Annotated in this window: 13 protein-coding genes and 1 tRNA gene; 13 read left to right on the forward strand and 1 reads right to left on the reverse strand. The window is 41.9% G+C overall.

The features are described from left to right. Positions 1–3: 3 nt before the first annotated feature. The 13 genes from HXT36_RS00315 (at position 4) to HXT36_RS00375 (ending at position 18,740) form a co-directional block, all read left to right on the forward strand. Positions 4–1,194, forward strand: a complete 1,191-nt coding sequence (locus HXT36_RS00315) for a UDP-N-acetylmuramyl peptide synthase (RefSeq protein WP_415680598.1) — start codon at positions 4–6, stop codon at positions 1,192–1,194. A 23-nt stretch (positions 1,195–1,217) separates the two neighbouring features. Further along, positions 1,218–3,074 (forward strand): UDP-N-acetylmuramoyl-tripeptide--D-alanyl-D-alanine ligase, encoded by a 1,857-nt coding sequence (locus tag HXT36_RS00320; protein ID WP_421778819.1) that lies wholly within the window; start codon positions 1,218–1,220, stop codon positions 3,072–3,074. Continuing rightward, a complete protein-coding gene (mraY, locus tag HXT36_RS00325; protein WP_016802455.1) occupies positions 3,071–4,174 on the forward strand; it encodes a phospho-N-acetylmuramoyl-pentapeptide-transferase in 1,104 nt (367 codons plus the stop codon). Before HXT36_RS00320 ends, mraY begins: the two co-directional genes overlap by 4 nt. Positions 4,175–4,183: 9 nt before the next feature. Next, positions 4,184–5,752, forward strand: coding sequence for a UDP-N-acetylmuramoyl-L-alanine--D-glutamate ligase (gene murD, locus HXT36_RS00330; RefSeq protein WP_020757203.1), 1,569 nt, complete (start codon positions 4,184–4,186; stop codon positions 5,750–5,752). Next, positions 5,745–7,088, forward strand: a complete 1,344-nt coding sequence (locus tag HXT36_RS00335; protein WP_020757202.1) for an FtsW/RodA/SpoVE family cell cycle protein — start codon at positions 5,745–5,747, stop codon at positions 7,086–7,088. The genes murD and HXT36_RS00335 overlap by 8 nt, the downstream gene beginning before the upstream one ends. A gap of 208 nt (positions 7,089–7,296) precedes the next feature. After that, positions 7,297–8,502 carry a UDP-N-acetylglucosamine--N-acetylmuramyl-(pentapeptide) pyrophosphoryl-undecaprenol N-acetylglucosamine transferase gene (locus tag HXT36_RS00340; protein ID WP_421779254.1) on the forward strand — a complete coding sequence of 402 codons (1,206 nt, stop codon included), beginning with the start codon at positions 7,297–7,299 and terminating at the stop codon, positions 8,500–8,502. A 2-nt stretch (positions 8,503–8,504) separates the two neighbouring features. Continuing rightward, positions 8,505–10,013, forward strand: coding sequence for a UDP-N-acetylmuramate--L-alanine ligase (murC, locus tag HXT36_RS00345; RefSeq protein ID WP_016635785.1), 1,509 nt, complete (start codon positions 8,505–8,507; stop codon positions 10,011–10,013). Positions 10,014–10,141: 128 nt separating this feature from the next. After that, positions 10,142–11,362, forward strand: a complete 1,221-nt coding sequence (locus tag HXT36_RS00350; protein WP_421778820.1) for a cell division protein FtsQ/DivIB — start codon at positions 10,142–10,144, stop codon at positions 11,360–11,362. 274 nt (positions 11,363–11,636) lie between these two features. Continuing rightward, positions 11,637–12,008 (forward strand): 30S ribosomal protein S12, encoded by a 372-nt coding sequence (rpsL, locus tag HXT36_RS00355; protein ID WP_003813881.1) that lies wholly within the window; start codon positions 11,637–11,639, stop codon positions 12,006–12,008. A gap of 3 nt (positions 12,009–12,011) precedes the next feature. After that, positions 12,012–12,482: a 30S ribosomal protein S7 gene (gene rpsG, locus HXT36_RS00360; protein ID WP_004127577.1), complete on the forward strand. Its 471-nt coding sequence runs from the start codon at positions 12,012–12,014 to the stop codon at positions 12,480–12,482. A 42-nt stretch (positions 12,483–12,524) separates the two neighbouring features. Continuing rightward, on the forward strand, positions 12,525–14,654 hold the full coding sequence (gene fusA, locus HXT36_RS00365; RefSeq protein WP_020757198.1) for an elongation factor G: 2,130 nt from the start codon (positions 12,525–12,527) through the stop codon (positions 14,652–14,654). A 170-nt stretch (positions 14,655–14,824) separates the two neighbouring features. Beyond that, positions 14,825–16,024, forward strand: coding sequence for an elongation factor Tu (tuf, locus tag HXT36_RS00370; RefSeq protein WP_415694684.1), 1,200 nt, complete (start codon positions 14,825–14,827; stop codon positions 16,022–16,024). A 211-nt stretch (positions 16,025–16,235) separates the two neighbouring features. After that, positions 16,236–18,740, forward strand: coding sequence for a leucine-rich repeat domain-containing protein (locus tag HXT36_RS00375; RefSeq protein ID WP_421778821.1), 2,505 nt, complete (start codon positions 16,236–16,238; stop codon positions 18,738–18,740). A 189-nt stretch (positions 18,741–18,929) separates the two neighbouring features. On the opposite strand, the gene HXT36_RS00380 is transcribed toward HXT36_RS00375, so the two are convergent. Beyond that, positions 18,930–19,003 (reverse strand) — tRNA-Lys (locus HXT36_RS00380). Positions 19,004–19,393 lie beyond the last annotated feature (390 nt).

Consider the following 19,393-nt stretch of genomic DNA (forward strand, 5'->3'; position numbering starts at 1 on the left):
AGTATGAATGCTGTTGATGAATTTTCTAGAACAAGAGTAACTCTTGGTTTTGCTGCACAACAATACGGTTTTGAAGTAATACCATCTTTTGCTTCTGGAATAACAATTACGTCTTTAGCGTGTGATGTTAGGAATGTTAAGCCTGGGTGTCTTTTTATTCCTGCAAATCGCGTAGATAAAAGACAATTGGAAGCTGCTAGAGATGCTGGAGCATACGCAGCAATGGTTACTCCAGAGTTTATGTCCGAAGCGATGAGCGTTGGTATTCCACTTTTAGTTTCTTCCAACAATCCAGTAACTTTGGGCAAACTTGCTTGCGATGTTAATAATGACCCATCTTCTTTTATAGCGACTTTTGCGGTTGCTGGCGATGATGATGACGAAGTCTACGCAAATGTTATACGATTAGCTGATTTTCTTCATATGCTTGGCAATCCAATTGGTGTTATAAGCGCTGCGGGGTCTAATTCTCTTCAGCGAGAACTGGATTTAGAATATCCGCTTGGAATCGTGGATATTCAGCACAATTTGTCGGTATGTGTAGAAGATGGTGCTGCAGCTGTTGTTATAGCGCTAAATTCTGCAACTCTTAAAAAAGACGCTTTGCAATCTGTAAACATTGATGTTCTTGGAGTTGAAAGCAATAATGCGCTCGCAATGGCAGGAAGTCTTGATTTGTATAAGTCAGATTCCAGCTCGCAAGTTATTGAACACAGTGGTGGCGATTTGGCATATGATTCAAGCTTGGCAAATTCAAAAGATAAGTCGCAAGCAAGCGGCACATTAGAAGCCAAATCTAAAGTGGATGCTAATTCAGAAGATTCGCAAAATTCGCAAGATTCGCATGAGTCTAAGTCTAAAGAATCATCGGAATCACTTATATATAGTAATAAAAAAGATGATTCTAAGATTGATTACAAGAACGATTCCAAGATTGACGAATCAAGCATAAAATCTGCGCGCCCTGTAATGAGTTTTTATAATTTGCAACAAAGGTATGGATTTATAAGTCACGAAAGATCTTATTGTGTAATGCGTTCTAGGGAATCCGATGAGTTAGCTGCATTAGCAGATCAAATCGGCGGCAAAAGTGTTAGTAAACATCTTTCTCTTTCAATCGCAATGGTTCTTGCTGCTGGTGTTAGAAGAGGAACAATTAAGAGCGCGTTGCGAGTATCTCACGAACTAAAATAGAAACCAATATTTAAGAGCAGAAAATGTTTTCAATAGAGCAAAATAGCAAGCAAAATAGCAAGCAAAATAAAATTACAGACACTGTTTTTACGCAAGATAGCACTCATATGATGCCTATGAGCATTAAAGAGGTGGCAGATGCTGTTAACGCAAGCGAGCTTTTATGTGGTTCGTCTGCATCTTGTGGTTCGTCTGCATCTTGCGATTCTGTAAAAAGCACCGATATTGTTAATTTCGCTACAAGTGATTCGCGTAACGTTGCTTGCGGAGCGGTATTTATTGCTATAAAGGGCGAGCGAGTAGACGGACACGATTTTGTTCAAAAAGCAGCTCAACTTGGAGCCAAAGCTGCGATTGTGGAACATGCTGTTTTGCTAGATGAAAGTGTGCAAAACAAGATTGCTCAAATCGTTGTTAAAAATTCGGTTGAAGCGCTTGGACTTTTAGCAAAACATAATTTAGTTCGCCGCCGCGCGTTAAATACGCCGTTTAGCATTATTGGCATAACTGGTTCCGTTGGAAAAACTACCACAAAAGATATGCTTAATGCTTTGCTTTCAACGCTTGGCAATACAGTTGCGCCCGTTGGGTCTTTTAATAACGAGATTGGATTGCCATTAACGTCTTTGCGCGTAAACGAGAATACGCGATTCCTTATTGCGGAGATGGGTGCAAATCATGTTGGAGAAATTGCAATGCTCACAACTATTGCGCCTCCTGATTTATCGGTTGTATTAAAAGTTGGTGTTGCTCATTTGGGCGAATTTGGATCTGTAGAAAAAATTGCGCAAGCTAAGAGTGAGATTGTTAGGGGACTTTTGCCTCATGGTGTTGCAATTTTGAATGCAGATGATTTTCGCGTTGCGTCTATGAGCAAGCTGGCTGATCAAGATAAAGTTCGCTGGTTTGGCTTAAATGTTGATAATAATGGCAATTTTGATGCGTCGAATAATGGCAATTATCAATTGCGCGCGCAAGATATTTCTTTAGACGAAAGTGGTTGTGCAAAATTTACGATTATCGAAAGCGAAAATAGTGCGACTAGCGAAAATAGAGCAGATAGTGTAAACATCGCGACTAGCGAAAATAGTGCAACACTACATCTTGCGCTTCCTGGCGCGCACAATGTTATGAATGCTCTTGCTGCATCAAATGTTGCACGATATTTTGGAATGAGTCTTAAAAACATTTCTCTAGTTTTGAATAAAGTTTCGCATATTAGCCCGCATCGTATGCAAATTTCTGTTATTTGCAAAGATGATAAAAAGTTTACACTTATTGACGATTCGTTTAATGCAAATCCAGACTCTATGAAAGCAGGAATTGACGGATTATGCTCTTATGAGTCCGATGATTCTTCTAATTCCGCTAACTCTTCTAACTCCGACGATTCTGCAAATTCTGCAGATTCCGCAGATTCTGCCAAATCTTCGTCCACTAAACTTTTTAGAATCGCTGTTTTAGGCTCAATGTTGGAACTTGGAAAAGACGAATATAACATGCATGAGTCTATAGGAAAATATGTTGCACAAAAGAATATTGACGCAATAATTTCCGTTGGATCTTCCACGAGTGAAAAATTAGATGAATTAGCTTCTTGCATAGCTAAAGGTGCTAGAGATAATTGGCAAAATAATAGAAATAACATTGTAAATAAGTATCAAAATAACAATGTTGATGCTAAAAACAACGTGTACTTTGTGCATGATTGTATTGAGGCGAATAATATTGTTTGGAGTCTTGTGGGTGAGCATTCTAGTACTGTTGTGTTGTTAAAGGGGTCTCATGCTTCGGGGCTGAGTGTTTTGGCTGAAAGCTGGGCTAAACTTAGTAAGAGTCTTAACGCTAGCCTTAACAAACATACGGAGGTTAACCTGTGATTGCGCTTATTGTGGGAATAGTGGTTTCGCTAATAGTCACTATTGTTGGCACGCCGCTTTTAATCCGCTTAGTACACCGATTAAATTACGGACAATACATTCGCCAAGACGGTCCGCAATCACATTTAGTTAAGCGAGGCACGCCTACAATGGGCGGTGTTGTTATTAATCTTGCTGTTGTGGTTGGATGGGCTGCATCTGCTTTGTACAGGTATTTTTCTGTTGGCAGAACGCCTTCTTGGTCTGCAGTTCTTGTTCTTTTTGCAATGCTTTCAATGGGCTTTTTAGGTTTTATTGATGATTTTGCAAAGGTTAGAAAAAAGCAAAATCTTGGCCTTTCTGTGCGAGCAAAGTTATTTGGTCAGATTATTTTTGCAAGCATTTATGCGCTTTTAGCTCTTATGTTGCCAACTCAGTCGGGCATTGCAAGCGCGCAGCCTGGCATGAGTTTTATAGAAAAGCCATTCTTTGATTTCTCTATGTTTGGAAAAGCAATAGGAATCGTAATTTTTATTGTTTGGGTAAACTTTTTAATGGCTGCATGGTCTAATGCAGTAAATCTTACAGATGGATTAGATGGTCTTGCTGCTGGATCTTCTATGATTGCCTTTGCAGGATATGCACTTATCGCTTTTTGGGAAAGCTACCATGTTAAAGGCGGCGGCCACTTTGGCTTCTCTTACGCCGTCTCGGATCCGCTTGATTTAACAATTATTTCTGTTTGTGCTGCCGTTGCTTGCTTTGGATTCTTGTGGTACAACTCAAATCCTGCTCAAGTGTTTATGGGAGACACTGGCTCTTTGGCTTTAGGTGGCCTTTTTGCTGCGCTTTCCATTGCTACTCACACAGAGTTTTTGGCTGTTATTTTAGGCGGACTGTTCGTTGCAGAAACTTGCAGTGATGTGATTCAGGTTGGCTGTTTTAAGTTAACGCATAAGCGCGTGTTCAAAATGGCGCCAATTCATCATCATTTTGAGCTTGTTGGATGGGCAGAAGGCAAAGTTGTTGTTCGTTTTTGGATGATTGAGCTTATGTTTGTTCTGTCTGCGTTGATGACGTTCTATGCGGATTGGGCAGGCCGTTCTGGATTGTTGATTTAGGGTGATTATATGAGCAATGTTGCAAATGATTTGTGCAAGGAGTTCTCTTTGCACAATGAGTTCCCATTCCATAACGTTCTTGTAGCAGGATTAGGCGTTTCTGGCATAGGAGCCATGGAAGTGCTTAAAACTGTTGGCGCTAATGCGATTAGCGCAGACGAGCGTAAGGAAGAGGCGCAAATCCACGATTTTTCTAAAATCGATTGGAACACGATTGATGCTGTTGTAACATCGCCAGTTTTTAACCCTAGAACGCCTTTTATTCTAGAGGCTCAAAAGCGCAATATTCCAGTCATCAGCGAAGTGGAGCTTGCGTGGCTTGTGCGCGTAAAGTCGCTTAAAACAAGTCTTCCAGCTGCATGGATTGGAATTACTGGAACAAATGGAAAAACATCTACAACAGAGATGACTTCCGATATGCTTACAGCTTGCGGTCTAGATGCTCCTGCAGTTGGAAACATTGGCAAGTCTGTTTCTTACGCTGCGCTAGAAAAAGAACACGATGCGTTATGTGTTGAATTAAGCTCTTTCCAACTTCATTTTACTAATTCCTTAGAGTTGGATTGCGCTGCGATTACTAATATTGCGGCTGACCATTTGGATTGGCACGGTGGCATTGAAGCTTACGCAAAAGATAAGTCGAAAGTTTTTAATGGCGTTAAAAAAGCGCTTGTGTACAATGCTCAAGATTCACGAGTTAGCGAATTAGCAAAAGTTGCACAAGTAAAAGATGGTTGTAAAAAAATTGGTTTTACACTTTGCGCGCCAAAATGCGGAGAAATAGGCGTTGAAAATGGTTGGATTGTAGACAAAAGTGGCGTTTCTGGTGCAAAAGTTGGTGATCCAGTCAAAATAGTAGCTCTAAAAGAACTAAAACACTTATGCGAGCCAGATGGAAGTGTGTATCCTCATCTTCTTGCAGACGCGCTAACTGCACTAGCTCTAACTCTTGGCTTAAAACAAGACGTTGAAAATGCAGTTAAAGCATTGTGCAACTTTGCTCCAGGAGGGCATAGGATTCAAACTGTTGCAACGTTAAATGCTAAAGATAGTCTTCCAGAACACGCGATTCGTTTTGTGGACGATTCCAAAGCTACTAATGCTCATGCTGCTGCCGCTTCTATTTCTAGTTTTGGCAAAAAATCCGTAATTTTGATTGCCGGAGGCCTTGCAAAAGGTGGCCATTTTGAAGATTTAGTTAATCAAAATCGTAGTATTATTAAGGCTGTTGTTGTTATTGGACTAGATCAAAAGCCGATTGTAGAAGCGCTTAATTCTAAAGGCCAGGGTATTCCTGTAACAATAGTTTCTGCGAATGGCGAAGGTTTCGAATCTTTTGATTCTGTAGATGATCGCGTTCTTAAAGAGGTTGAGAACTCGCCAGTTCTTAGCGCGGATTCTACTTTGGGTCAAAAAGTTATTTCTACAGCTGTTCAAGCTGCTGGAAGGTACGCGCAGCCTGGAGATGTTGTTCTTCTGGCACCAGCATGCGCTTCTATGGATCAATTTGTTTCTTACGCAGATCGTGGCAATCGTTTTGCTAAAGAATCTGAGCGATGGGTTAAGAGCCATGAATGAGAACAATAAAAAAGCTAGCTCATCAAGTTCTAGAAGCCCTAAAAAGCTTAAAAAACGCGGTTTTGGCATTTTTGGCAGTAAAGTGGAGTCTTCAAATAATGCTTTTGGCGTTAAAGAAACATTTAGTGATAATACAAAGGCTTTTAAGCAATACGTTGGTATTCGCAGTATTTTTAACCCATTGTGGTGTCTTTTTGGACTAAGAATATCTGTTGTAATATTAACCGTTTTTGGCTTATTTATGGTGTTTTCAAGCTCGTCGGTAACGATGATTACTTACGGAGCTGGCCCTTGGGGTTCTGGAATGAGCCAACTGTTTTATTGCGTTATTGGTCTTGCTGGATATTTGATTTTTTCGCATCTTCCTGTTGATTTTTATAAAAGCAGGATTATTACCATTTACGCAATATCGGTTTTTATGCAATTTTTGACTTTTGTTCCAGGTATTAGGCACGAGGTTAATGGTAATGCTAGCTGGATTAAAATAGGCCCGCTTACAATGCAACCAGCGGAAATCACCAAACTTGCTATATGCATTTGGCTACCAATGGCACTTATTCTTGCAAAAAAGGCTTATAAGCGTGTTGCTATGCGCGCATATATTCCAACAGTTGTAGCTTTGGGTGTTTCGGTTCTTTTAGTTGTTGCAGGCAAGGATCTTGGTACCGCTCTTATTATTTTGCTTATTGCTGTTGTGGCGTTTTATGTTGGAGGATTCCCTACAAAATGGCTTGTTGTGGCCCTTATAACGGCTTGTGCAGCAGTTTTATTGCTTGTTGTGACTAGCCAAAATCGTATGCGTCGTATTCTTGCTACGATTCATGGATGCGATGCAAAGTCGATTAGAGGCGTTTGTTTTCAGTCGATTCATGCGCAATACGCAATGGCGTCTGGTGGAATAATGGGAGTTGGCATAGGTAATTCTAGAGAAAAGTGGAATTATTTGCCGTATGCTCACAACGATTTTATTTTTGCAATCATTGGCGAAGAGATGGGCTTTATTGTTGCTTCTTGCGTAATCCTTCTTTACATTGTAATTGGATGGTGCTTGCTAACTTCTGCCTTGCAATCAACAAATAAGCTTGTTTCAATATCTCTTATTAGCATTGCTACTTGGATTGTTGGCCAAGGACTAATAAACATTTTGGTTGTTGTTCAGGTTTTGCCAGTTATGGGCGTTCCTATGCCATTTGTTTCCGCAGGTGGATCTTCTCTTGTTATGTGTCTTCTTGCGATGGGTGTTGCGGATAGTTTTATTAAGAGCAATCCGAACATAAAATTTGGGAATAAATGGTCATTAAAGCGTGCAAAATCGCGGCAGCAAAGTGGTGATTAATCCGCTCAATAATAAACAAGTGTTAATCAAAAACAAGTGTTAATCAAAATTGGGAAAGTATTATAAAATTATAAAATCCGCTTTTCGTAAAAATTTTGTTTAATTTATATTTAATTGTTAAGTCATATATTAAAGTTTTAAGTAGATTAGTTCTGATTGGGATTTATGATTGGGATTATTAAATAAGCAGATTGAGGTGGCTGAATTGGTGCAAGATCAATATAAAGATAGCAATTCTTTGCATGTTGTTCTAGCAGGTGGGGGCACTGCTGGTCATGTTAATCCTCTTCTTTCTGTAGCGCATGCATTAAAAGATTTAGATGAGTCGGTAGAAATCAGTGTTATTGGCACTAATGCTGGTTTAGAAAAAACGTTGGTTCCTAAAGCGGGGCTGCCATTAGACGTTATTGAAAAAGTCCCATTCCCTAGAAAACCTAATCTTTACATGCTTAAGTTTCCTTTTAAGTGGATTCGCGAAACGCGAAAGGTTGCTAAGATTCTTGAGAAAAGGCATGCGAATATTGTTGTTGGATTTGGCGGTTACGCGTCTGCGCCAGTTTATGCACAAGCGCATAGAATGCATTTGCCTATTGTGATTCATGAGCAAAATGCGCGTGCTGGAATGGCAAATAAGCTTGGAGCGCGTTGGGCAAGCATGATTGGATGTGTTTACGATGGCACTGGTTTAATCGCAAGGGTGGCGTCGAATAGCAAAGCTATAAGAGTTGGTCTTCCTCTTAGAAAATCCATATCCGATTTATGCGCAAAGATTACTCAAGACATTGATTTAGCTAGATTTGAAGGCGCTAAAAATCTTGGACTAGATCCTAGCAGGCCGATTATTCTTGTAACTGGCGGGTCTTTGGGCGCTAAAAGCATTAACGAAGCTGTATCTATTGCTGCTGGCGATTTACTAAAATGCGCGCAAATCGTTCATCTTACAGGTAGCGGAAAATCTAAAGAAGTTAAAGATAATGTTGCGCGCTCGGCTGGTCTTAATCAAATAAATGACATTAAGCCAGAACATGCAGGACTTGGTGATTACCATATTTGCGAATATTTAGAGCGAATTGATTGGGCTTTTGCTTGCGCTGACTTGGTGATTTGCAGATCGGGAGCAGGCACTGTTGCAGAAGTATCTGCGATTGGTGTTCCAGCAGTCTACGTGCCTCTTCCAATTGGAAACGGTGAGCAGCGATTTAACGCACAACCTGTTGCAAACGCAGGGGGAGCGATTATTGTAAACGATTGCGATTTTAGCGATGATTGGATTCGTGCAAACGTGTTGAAATTGCTTAATAACCCAGACGAGCTTTGCAAGATGCGCGAACAAGCTTGGAAATACGGCATTCGTAATGCTGCAAGAGTAATGGCAGAGCATATTCTTAAGATTGCAAAAGAAAGCAAAGAATAATCATGGAAATTAATATGAATCCTATTTGTGCTGCTTTTAGTAAAGATCAAACTGTAAATTCTTTAGGTTCTGTGCATTTTATTGGCATTGGCGGCGCTGGAATGAGCGTTTTAGCAGAGATGTTGCACGAAGAAGGCGTTAGCGTAAGCGGATGTGATAGCAAAGAAAGCGACCACACAAGTCGCCTAGAAGAACTCGGCATAAATGTACAGATTGGTCAAAGTGCAAGCCATGTAAAAAATGCGGATATTCTTGTGTACTCTAGCGCGATTAAGCCAAATAATCCAGAAGTAGTGGCGGCTGCGCAAAATGGCGTAAAACTTGTTCACAGAAGTGACATTTTATCTTTACTTTTAAGCTCTAAAAAAGGTGTGACTGTTGCGGGAGCGCATGGTAAGACTACAACAAGCTCTCTTTTGGCTCATATTTTGAAAGTTTGTGGTAAAGGCGATTTAGCAGACCCGAGTTATGCGATTGGCGGTTCGATTCAAGCGCAGGGCGGCGGCGAAGTTGACGGAGGTCATGCTGGTTGCGGAAGTGTTATGGTTGCGGAGGCGGACGAATCTGACGGCAGCTTTGAAAAATACAATCCATATATTGCAATTGTTACAAACGTAGAAGCGGACCACCTAGACCATTATGGAAATGCGCAAAATTATCGCGCAGCGTTTGTTGAGCATTTAAGCCACGCTCTAGGATTTATTGTGATTTGTGCAGACGATGATGGCGCTCGCGCTGTTTTAGAGGATTTAAGCGATGATTCTCTTAAAAAAACAATCGCATACGCAAGTAGTAAGAATAGTGTTTCTTGCTTAAGTAATAGAGTAAAAGGCCTTGTAAAGTTTGCGTTTATTAATCACGAAAGCGAGCAGACGGGTAGTGGTAGCGAGTCGTTTGTTATTGACTTTAACGGCGATTCTATAAGCGTTAATCTTATGATTCCAGGCTTGCACAATGCTAGAAACGCGTGTGCTGCGATTATTGCAGCAACACTTTTGGGAATGAATCCTAAAGATGCTGCAAATGGAGCTTCGAGCTTCCTTGGTGCTTCTAGAAGATTTGACATTCGCGGATGTGTTGGCGGAGTAACGGTTGTAGACGATTACGCGCATCATCCTACAGAAATCGACGCTCTTTTGCGCGCTGCAAGAAGAAGGTATCCAGATTCTACGATTCGCGTGCTTTTCCAGCCACATCTGTTTTCTAGGACGCGCTCTTTTGCGCGCGAATTTGCTTCTGCTTTATCTCTTGCAGATGACGTAATCGTAACAGGCATTTTCCCAGCTCGAGAAAAGCAGGAAGATTTTCCAAATATTCACGCTTCGACTATTGTTAGCGCAGCTAAAGAATGTGCGCTTAATTGCAATATTGAAGCTGTAGAAGACATGAAAGATGGCGCTTTAATGCTTGCTCGCCGAGCTAATAGTGGAGATGTACTTTTTACGGTTGGTGCTGGAAGCATTACCACTATGACGTCTGTTATGCTAGAAGAGTTGCGCTTAAAGCAATAAGCTAAATGGGCAATAATAGTCGGCAAACAAGCGATAATAAGCAATTTGTAAAGTCGCAAATAAAGTAGTAAATAAAGTAGTAAATAAAGTCGCGTATAGATGCAAGTGGAAGTAGGTGAGTGATAGCTATGGGTCGAATGATTTTTGGCAAGTCTGCAAGCAATGATGAATCCAATGAGCCTAATAATCCTAATGAATCTGCTAGCTCTATTAAGCATACTAGGTCTATTACATCCACTTTTGCTGCAAGCGATACTTTTGCTGCGACTGATAATTTCCCTAAGTCTGATAATTTCCCTAAGTCTGATAATTTCCCTAAGTCTACTAATTTTTCTAAGTCTACTAATCTTGATGCGCATAAAAGGTCAATTCAATCCAATCTAAACTCACAAAATTCTACAAGATTAGCTAAAAATGATTTATCTAATAGCAAAAAAGCGACTACGAGTAGCTCGTTAGAAAATCAATCTTCTAAAAATGCTTTTGTAGATGCAAGAAGACTTTCCGTAGTTGATTTTGTAAAGCAAACGTTAAAGTCTAGTTCTGGTCCTCTTGGAATTGCATCTAGACCTAAAGTAATAGATTTTAGCGCTCGCGAAAAAGAAAAGAATTTTGCTAAAATACGTACCATTTTGCTGCGATTTGCCTACGCTTTTCTTGCGTTTGCGTTAATCGCTTTGCTTTGTTGGATGCTGTTTTTATCTCCATTTTTCCGTCTTGATTCTAAAAATATACGCATTTTTGGCTCTAACGAATGGGTGAGTGAACAGAAAATTGCGTTAATTGCGTCTAATCAGGTAGATAAGTCACTGTTTTTAGTTTCTTCTCAACAAATAATTGAGCAATTAAATAACATACCCGGCGTAACAGAAACAAAGGTTGTAAAGCAATTTCCGCACGGTTTGCAAATAACTGTTCGTGCGCAAAAGCCTGCTGCAATGCTTAAAGCAAAAGATGGCGAAAAACTTACGGCTGTAGATGTTAAGGGTAGAGTCTTAAACGCTGTTCAAAACGTTTCTACTAGCGGAATACCAGTTATAGAAGTTAGCGACGTTACTAAAAGTCTAAACAGTAGAGCTGTTAAGGAAGCGTTGAAAATTGTAAGCTCGCTTTCTCAAGATTTTAGGTCTCACGTTATTCGTGTTAGTGCAAAAACGCAGGATTCTGTTGAAACAGAGGTTTCTTACCCTGGTCCAAGCGGAGACGTTCATAGGATTGTTGTTTGGGGAGATTCTTCGGATTTGGAGCTTAAAAAGGCGATTGTGGAAACGATTATTAGCGATCCAAGTAAAATCGGCAATCGTCAGCTTTTGGATGTTTCTGCTCCTGCAAGGCCGATTCTTAAATAGTTTGCTTGAGTAGCTTGTTTAAGCGGTTTTTTAATTGTCAAGCAAATGTGTATAATAATAGTTTGTGTGTGCCAACGGCGTGCCTTATGTAATAGGCGTGCTGGTTGGGATATCCCAAGTGCCAAAGATAGCGCGCAGTAATGTGCGTCTGGAGGTGCAAGGGCCATCGGGCCGGTGGACTGTGGCTTTTCTCTTTAACCGATTCAGGTTTAAGGTGTGCTGCAGTGCTGCGGTTTCACCAAATAGAAGACATTAATGAATCGGAGAACTTAAGTTGCCTACGATTGAACAACTCGTCCGTAAGGGACGTCAGGCCAAGCCTAAGAAGTCAAAGACTTTGGCCTTGAAAGGTAGCCCGTTGCGTCGTGGCGTGTGCACTCGTGTGTACACAACCACTCCTAAGAAGCCAAACTCTGCGCTTCGTAAGGTTGCTCGTGTGCGCCTCAGCTCGGGTATTGAAGTAACCGCCTATATTCCAGGCGAAGGCCATAACTTGCAGGAGCACTCCATTGTGCTTGTGCGCGGTGGCCGTGTGAAGGATCTCCCAGGTGTGCGTTACCACATCGTGCGTGGCGCTCTCGATACCCAGGGTGTTAAGGACCGCAAGCAGGGTCGTTCCCTGTATGGAGCAAAGAAGGCGAAGTAAAACATGTCACGTAAAGGACCTGCAAAAAAGCATCAGCTGCTTCCTGATCCAATCTACGGCTCGACCGTCGTGGCTCAGTTGATTAACAAAATTCTTCTCGATGGCAAGAAGTCCATTGCAGAAAACATCGTCTACACCGCTCTTGAGCAGGTGAAGGCAAAGACCGAGCAGGAGCCAGTTTCTGTTTTGAAGCGCGCTCTCGATAACATTCGTCCAAGCCTCGAGGTTCGTTCCCGCCGCGTTGGTGGCGCAACCTACCAGGTGCCAGTCGAAGTTAAGCCTGCTCGTGCAAACACTTTGTCGTTGCGCTGGCTTACAGACTTCTCCCGCGTTCGTCGTGAGAAGACTATGGCTGAGCGTTTGGCTAACGAAATTCTCGATGCCTCCAATGGCTTGGGTGCTTCTGTAAAGCGCCGCGAGGATACCCACAAGATGGCAGAAGCAAACAAGGCTTTTGCTCACTATCGCTGGTAATCCACAAGATAATCGGTATCTTAAAGAGCTAAGGATAATAATATGGCACAAGATGTGCTTAACGACCTTAATATGGTTCGTAACATCGGCATCATGGCGCACATCGATGCTGGTAAGACTACTACCACCGAGCGTATTCTTTACTACACTGGTAAGAATTACAAGATTGGTGAAACTCACGATGGCGCTTCTACCATGGACTTTATGGCGCAGGAGCAGGAACGCGGTATTACTATTCAGTCTGCTGCAACCACTTGCTTCTGGCAGCGTCAAACCCATGACACAGATGACCGCTATCAAATCAACATCATCGATACACCAGGACACGTTGACTTTACCGCCGAGGTAGAGCGTTCTTTGCGTGTTCTCGACGGTGCTGTTGCAGTGTTCGACGGTAAGGAAGGCGTGGAGCCTCAGTCCGAAACCGTTTGGCGTCAGGCAGATAAGTATAGCGTTCCACGTATTTGCTTCATCAACAAGATGGATAAGTTGGGCGCAGACTTCTACTATTCTGTTAAGACCATTAAGGAAAAGCTTGGCGCTAAGCCACTCGTTATTCAGCTTCCAATCGGCGCTGAAAACGACTTCCTTGGTGTTGTTGACTTGATTCGTATGAAGGCTTACGTTTGGAATGACGTTAAGGACGATATGGGTGCTCATTACGACACCGTTGACATTCCTGCAGACTTGCAAGAGCGTGCAGAAGAATATCGTGCCGAGCTTATGGATCAGGTTGCAGAAGCCGACGAAGAGTTGCTCGAGAAGTATCTTGAATCGGGAGAGCTTTCCGAAGAAGAAATGCGTGCTGGTATTCGCAAGCTTACTATTGCTCGCGAAGCCTTCCCAGTAACTTGCGGTTCTGCATTTAAGGATAAGGGCGTTCAGCCAATGCTGGATGCTGTTGTTGACTTCCTTCCAAGCCCAGAAGATGTTCCATCTATTAAGGGCTTTGATCCAAGCGACGAATCCGTTGAGATTGATCGTAAGCCAGTAAATACAGATCCATTTGCTGCATTGGTCTTTAAGATCTCCACTCATCCGTTCTACGGCAAGCTTGTGTTCGTGCGCGTGTACTCTGGCGAAGTTAAGCCAGGCGATTCCGTGTACGATTCCACTAAGTCCAAGAAGGAACGCGTTGGTAAGATCTTCCAGATGCACGCAGATAAGGAAAATCCTGTAGATTCTGCAGAAGCTGGAAACATTTACACCTTCGTTGGTTTGAAGAACGTTAGCACGGGCGATACCTTGTGCGACGAGAAGAGCCCAATTTCCTTGGAATCCATGACATTCCCAGATCCTGTTATCGAGGTTGCTGTGGAGCCAAAGACTAAGGCAGATCAGGAAAAGATGAGCTTGGCCTTGGCTAAGCTTTCCGACGAAGATCCTACCTTCCAGGTTAAGACCGACGAAGAATCTGGTCAGACTTTGATTTCTGGTATGGGCGAGCTCCAGCTCGACATTATTGTGGATCGTATGCGCCGCGAGTTCAAGGTTGAAGCGAATGTTGGTAAGCCACAGGTTGCTTATCGCGAAACTATTCGCAAGGCTGTTATGAACCAGGAATACACCCACAAGAAGCAGACTGGTGGTTCTGGTCAGTTCGCAAAGGTTTTGATGAACTTCGAGCCAATCGATCCAGAATCTGGCGAAGTCTATCAGTTTGTTAACGAGGTCACTGGTGGCCACATTACTAAGGAATTCATTCCTTCCATCGACGCAGGTGTGCAGGAAGCTATGGAATCTGGCGTTTTGGCTGGCTTCCCAGTGGTTGGCGTTAAAGCAACCGTTACCGACGGTCAGACTCACGACGTTGATTCTTCGGAAATGGCCTTCAAGATTGCAGGTTCCATGTGCTTCAAGGAAGCTGCTCCTAAGGCTCACCCAGTAATCCTCGAGCCAATTATGGCCGTGGAAGTTCGTACTCCAGAAGAGTACATGGGCGACGTTATGGGCGATTTGAACTCCCGTCGTGGAAACATTCAGTCTATGACCGACGCTACTGGCGTTAAGGTTATTGACGCTAAGGTTCCACTGAGTGAGATGTTCGGCTACATTGGTGATCTTCGTTCCAAGACTCAGGGACGTGCAATGTTCACCATGCAAATGGACTCTTACGCGGAAGTTCCAAAGGCTGTTTCGGACGAGATTATTAAAGCCCAGCGCGGCGAGTAAAAGCGCACGCTACTTCGGTGTTTTGTGTCCCTAGTCAACGCTAAAATTTCGTACGTTGACTGGGTTCTGGCACCGAAGTGGCACCTAACCCAGAAACCCAGTAAATATGTAGCTAGAGGCTTCACATAAGAGTGTGAAGCAAACTACGAGACGTCCAGGAGGACAAACACATGGCAAAGGAAAAGTACGAGCGTACTAAGCCGCATGTTAACATTGGTACCATTGGTCACGTTGATCACGGTAAGACTACCTTGACCGCGGCTATTTCTAAGGTGCTTCATGGCGAATATCCAGATCTGAACCCTCAGTATGACTTCGATCAGATCGACGCCGCTCCAGAAGAGAAGGAGCGCGGCATTACCATTAACATCGCCCACATCGAGTATCAGACGGCTGCACGCCACTATGCTCACGTGGACGCTCCAGGCCACGCTGATTACGTTAAGAACATGATCACTGGTGCCGCTCAGATGGATGGCGCAATCCTCGTGGTTGCTGCTACCGACGGCCCAATGGCTCAGACCCGTGAACACGTCTTGCTTGCTAAGCAGGTCGGCGTTCCAAAAATTCTTGTTGCTTTGAACAAGTGCGATATGGTTGACGACGAAGAGCTTATCGACCTCGTTGAAGAAGAGGTTCGTGACCTCCTCGACGAAAACGGCTTCGATCGCGATTGCCCAGTCATCCGTACTTCCGCTTACGGCGCTTTGCATGATGACGCTCCAGATCACGAAAAGTGGGTAGAGACCGTCAAGGAACTCATGAAGGCTGTTGACGAGTACATCCCAACCCCAACTCACGATCTTGACAAGCCATTCTTGATGCCAATCGAAGATGTGTTCACCATCTCCGGTCGTGGTACCGTTGTCACCGGTCGTGTTGAGCGTGGTAAGCTCCCAATCAACACCCCAGTTGAGATCGTTGGTTTGCGCGATACCCAGACCACCACCGTCACCTCTATCGAGACCTTCCACAAGCAGATGGATGAGGCCGAGGCTGGCGATAACACTGGTCTTCTTCTTCGTGGTATCAACCGTACCGACGTTGAGCGTGGTCAGGTTGTGGCTGCTCCAGGTTCTGTGACACCACACACCAAGTTCGAAGGCGAAGTTTACGTCTTGACCAAGGACGAAGGTGGCCGTCACTCGCCATTCTTCTCCAACTACCGCCCACAGTTCTACTTCCGTACCACTGATGTTACTGGCGTTATCACCTTGCCAGACGGCATCGAAATGGTTCAGCCAGGCGATCACGCAACCTTCACTGTTGAGTTGATCCAGGCTATCGCAATGGAAGAGGGCTTGACCTTCGCAGTTCGTGAAGGTGGCCGTACCGTTGGCTCTGGTCGTGTGACCAAGATTCTTGCCTAGTATTTTCGATTTTCTAGTCTGAAGATATTAGCTAATCTTTAAGAGACCCCGTAAGTTTTCTTGCGGGGTCTCTTTGTTTTCTGTGTTTTTCGTATTTTATTCATTTTTATGTAATTGTTCCAGATGGTTACTAAAATAGTGACTTGCGGCTTGTGGCTGCGTTTACGAGTTAACATTTATTTTTAAGTTGTTAAATAAGAAGGTTGAGTTTATGCCTGGGGTTATTGGCAGGTTGGTTAATCGTATTAAAAGTGGTTTAACGGCTAAAGTTTTTAAGCTGTTTGTTGCTTCGATTATTGCTGTTTGCATGCTTTTTGGCATAATGCCAGCTTGTGAATCTCACGCAGCTTTTGCGCAAAATACGTCTGGGGGGGGTATCCCTAACCAGGCAACTAGCTTAAATGCCAACGGTGCTGCAGATGCAGAAAAAACAGAAGATCCAAACGATTTATTCGCTAATAACCCAACACTTAAACAAGCGTTGTATGACAGTATAAAAGAGTATAAAAACACAGACATTAATGTGCCAGAATCTTATAATGACTGGAAGCTTACTGCGAATGATGCAAAAAAGATTAAAAAGCTTGGATTAAGCAATAAGAGTATTAGTGACATTAGCTTTTTAAAGTATTTTCCAAATCTTGAAGATCTGAATTTGAGTGAGAATAAGATAAGTGATATTTCCCAGTTAGCTAGTTTAACAAATCTTAAAAATTTGAATTTGAGTTGGAATAATATAAGTGATATTACGAAATTATCTGGTTTAACAAATCTTGAATCTTTAGACATAAGTACAAACAAAATTAGTAATGTAGATAGTCTTGTTGGTCTATGTAACGGAAAACTTAAAACAATTAATGCTAAAACAAATAATATTAGCAACGTTTATAATATTTACACTATTGCTTATAAAAAGAATATAAGCTGGAATAATAATGTAGATAGAGATAAATATAACTGTTCTTACGATTTTTCTGACCAACATATTGAAAAAAATATAACTCCTAGTGATGCTATAAATGGGTATAATGTTAATCAAATTGTGAAACCAACAAAAATTAAAGATGCCGATTACATCTTTAATTATCGGTATGCTTATATGAATTTTTTTGACATCTATCACAGTAGATATACTTTTACAAATGAGTTAATTCATATTGATAAAAATGATGGAGTTAAATTAATCGATTTTGATTTAAATAAAAAACTGGGAGAGAATGGTTACAATGGAACCAGTACGGTTCATTATGGTCCAGACTTTAGATTTAATGGAAGGCTTCTTATACGTCAATATGTAATTAAACGTATAAATATAGAAGTTAATTTTGGTCAGTCAATTGATTTTAGGAATGCGCTAAAAAATAGTAAATTATCGGGCTACAGTGGGAAAATAAGCGATTTAGGATTGGAATTTTGTGGATATGATCCCTGGGCAGGTTACACCAATTCTAATTCGCCTGACGATTGGACAGCCTTTTTCCCTGGTAAAGAAACTTTTGAATTTCCTGTATGTTACAAAAATGGTGAGTTTAATAATCATATAGAAGGCTACTTTCCTGCTGATAATTTGACCTTTATAGTTACCGCGAAAACAATGGCTCAAACGTGGCCTGCTAAAAGCAGTGATGTGAAAATTGATAATATTGATTCGTCTAGCAAAAATCCGCCTGCTAAACAGCCAACTGTAGATTCTATTAAAACGGACGTTAAAAAGCAGGTCGAGGGATTATTTACAACAACAAGTAGACTTAACTATCCTTTGATTCCTGAAGGTAAAACTCCTAGTGCATGCGATTTATGTGATCCTAATAAATCTGAAGATGGATGTTCAAGCGCTTGTCAAAATGATGATGATAATCCAGATGATGGATTTAGTTCTGATTCCAGACCTTATTATTATAATGACGATAACGATAGGGTTTATCCAATTAAGATTGGTGATTCCTACTATAAAAGTTGTTATAATGTAGATGATCCAGATGCTTGTACTACACAGTATTATTACAAGGCACCTACGGTTACGGTAGATGATTTTAAAATACCTGAAGCGACTGATAAAGATCAGACTGTTGAAGTTCCTGTTACGGTAAGTTACGTTGATGGGTCTAAGTGTACGTTTAAAGCAAGCTTTACTGTAAAGGCAAAGCCGCAGCTTAATCCGCCAACGCCTAAGCCTCAACCTCAGCCGCAGCCAGTGACGCCTCAACCTCAGCCTCATCCTCAGCCAGTGCCAGAGCCGCAGCCGCATCCAGTGACGCCAACGCCGCAGCCAACGCCAACGCCAGATCCGCAGAATCCGCCTGTCACGCCTGCACCTGCGCCAACTCCAGATCAGCCTGAAACCCCTTCGGGTCAATCACACATGACGGAACCAGAGATATTGCCTAAGCCATATTTGAACATAGACGTAACACCTGATTCAAACATAGGCACAACGCCTAATACTGGTTCAGAAAATAGCAATACGCCTAATCCGTACCTTAATCAAAAGCCAGATGCTTCTAGGAATGGTGCATCTAAAAATGGTGTAGCTTTTGCTAAGTCTGCTAATAGGCACAAAACTGCTGCTGGAATTAACTCCGCATCGCATAAATCGCGTGGAACTATTCCAGCAACTGGCTCTGAGTCGTCTTTAATAGCGATTGTTGCAATGCTTAGCATATTGCTTGGAGTTGTTGCTATTTGTAAATGCAAATTCAAGCAATATATTTTGTAAAAATAGGTGTGTGGGCGCAAGCCTGTAAGTATGCGTAAGCATGTAATTGTGTGTAACCCTGTAAATATGGATGCATAAGTTTTATGCTTGAATCTCCGTATTTACAGGAATAATTAGCAAAGCAGGTAGGCAGTAGGAGATGTGCCTAAATACGAAAAAACCCAAGCCGCAAAGCTTGGGTTTTGTTTGTGCCCCCTCAGGGATTCGAACCCTGGACACGCTGATTAAGAGTCAGCTGCTCTAGCCAACTGAGCTAAAGGGGCGTTGGCGTTTTCTTGAGCCGAGTAATAACTATACTCAGAATCGCTTTATTTGCAAGTTACGGCGTGTCGTGTTTTGTTATTAGTGCTATAACGCTTTTTTGGTTTCACATTTTATATTTCGGAAAAATTTCGATAAGAAGTTTATCTAAAGTAACATATGTTTATAAATATAAGCAATATTTATAGAAAATAGTAACAAAAAACGAGTTTTTCAATCTTTTGTGTGAACAACATGTTAATTTATAGTTGTATAATCAACGCAGTTCTGAAAAATTTTCTCTTTAGAAATGGCTATATTCCGCCGTTCTTTGCGGGTTGATTCGTATTTGTTAACTGTTTATGCATAAAAATTTACATATTTATGTTTTTTTTTATTTTACTCAATGCTAG

This window comes from Gardnerella sp. DNF01144 (assembly GCF_049244245.1).
Classification (GTDB): Bacteria; Actinomycetota; Actinomycetes; order Actinomycetales; family Bifidobacteriaceae; genus Bifidobacterium; species Bifidobacterium piotii.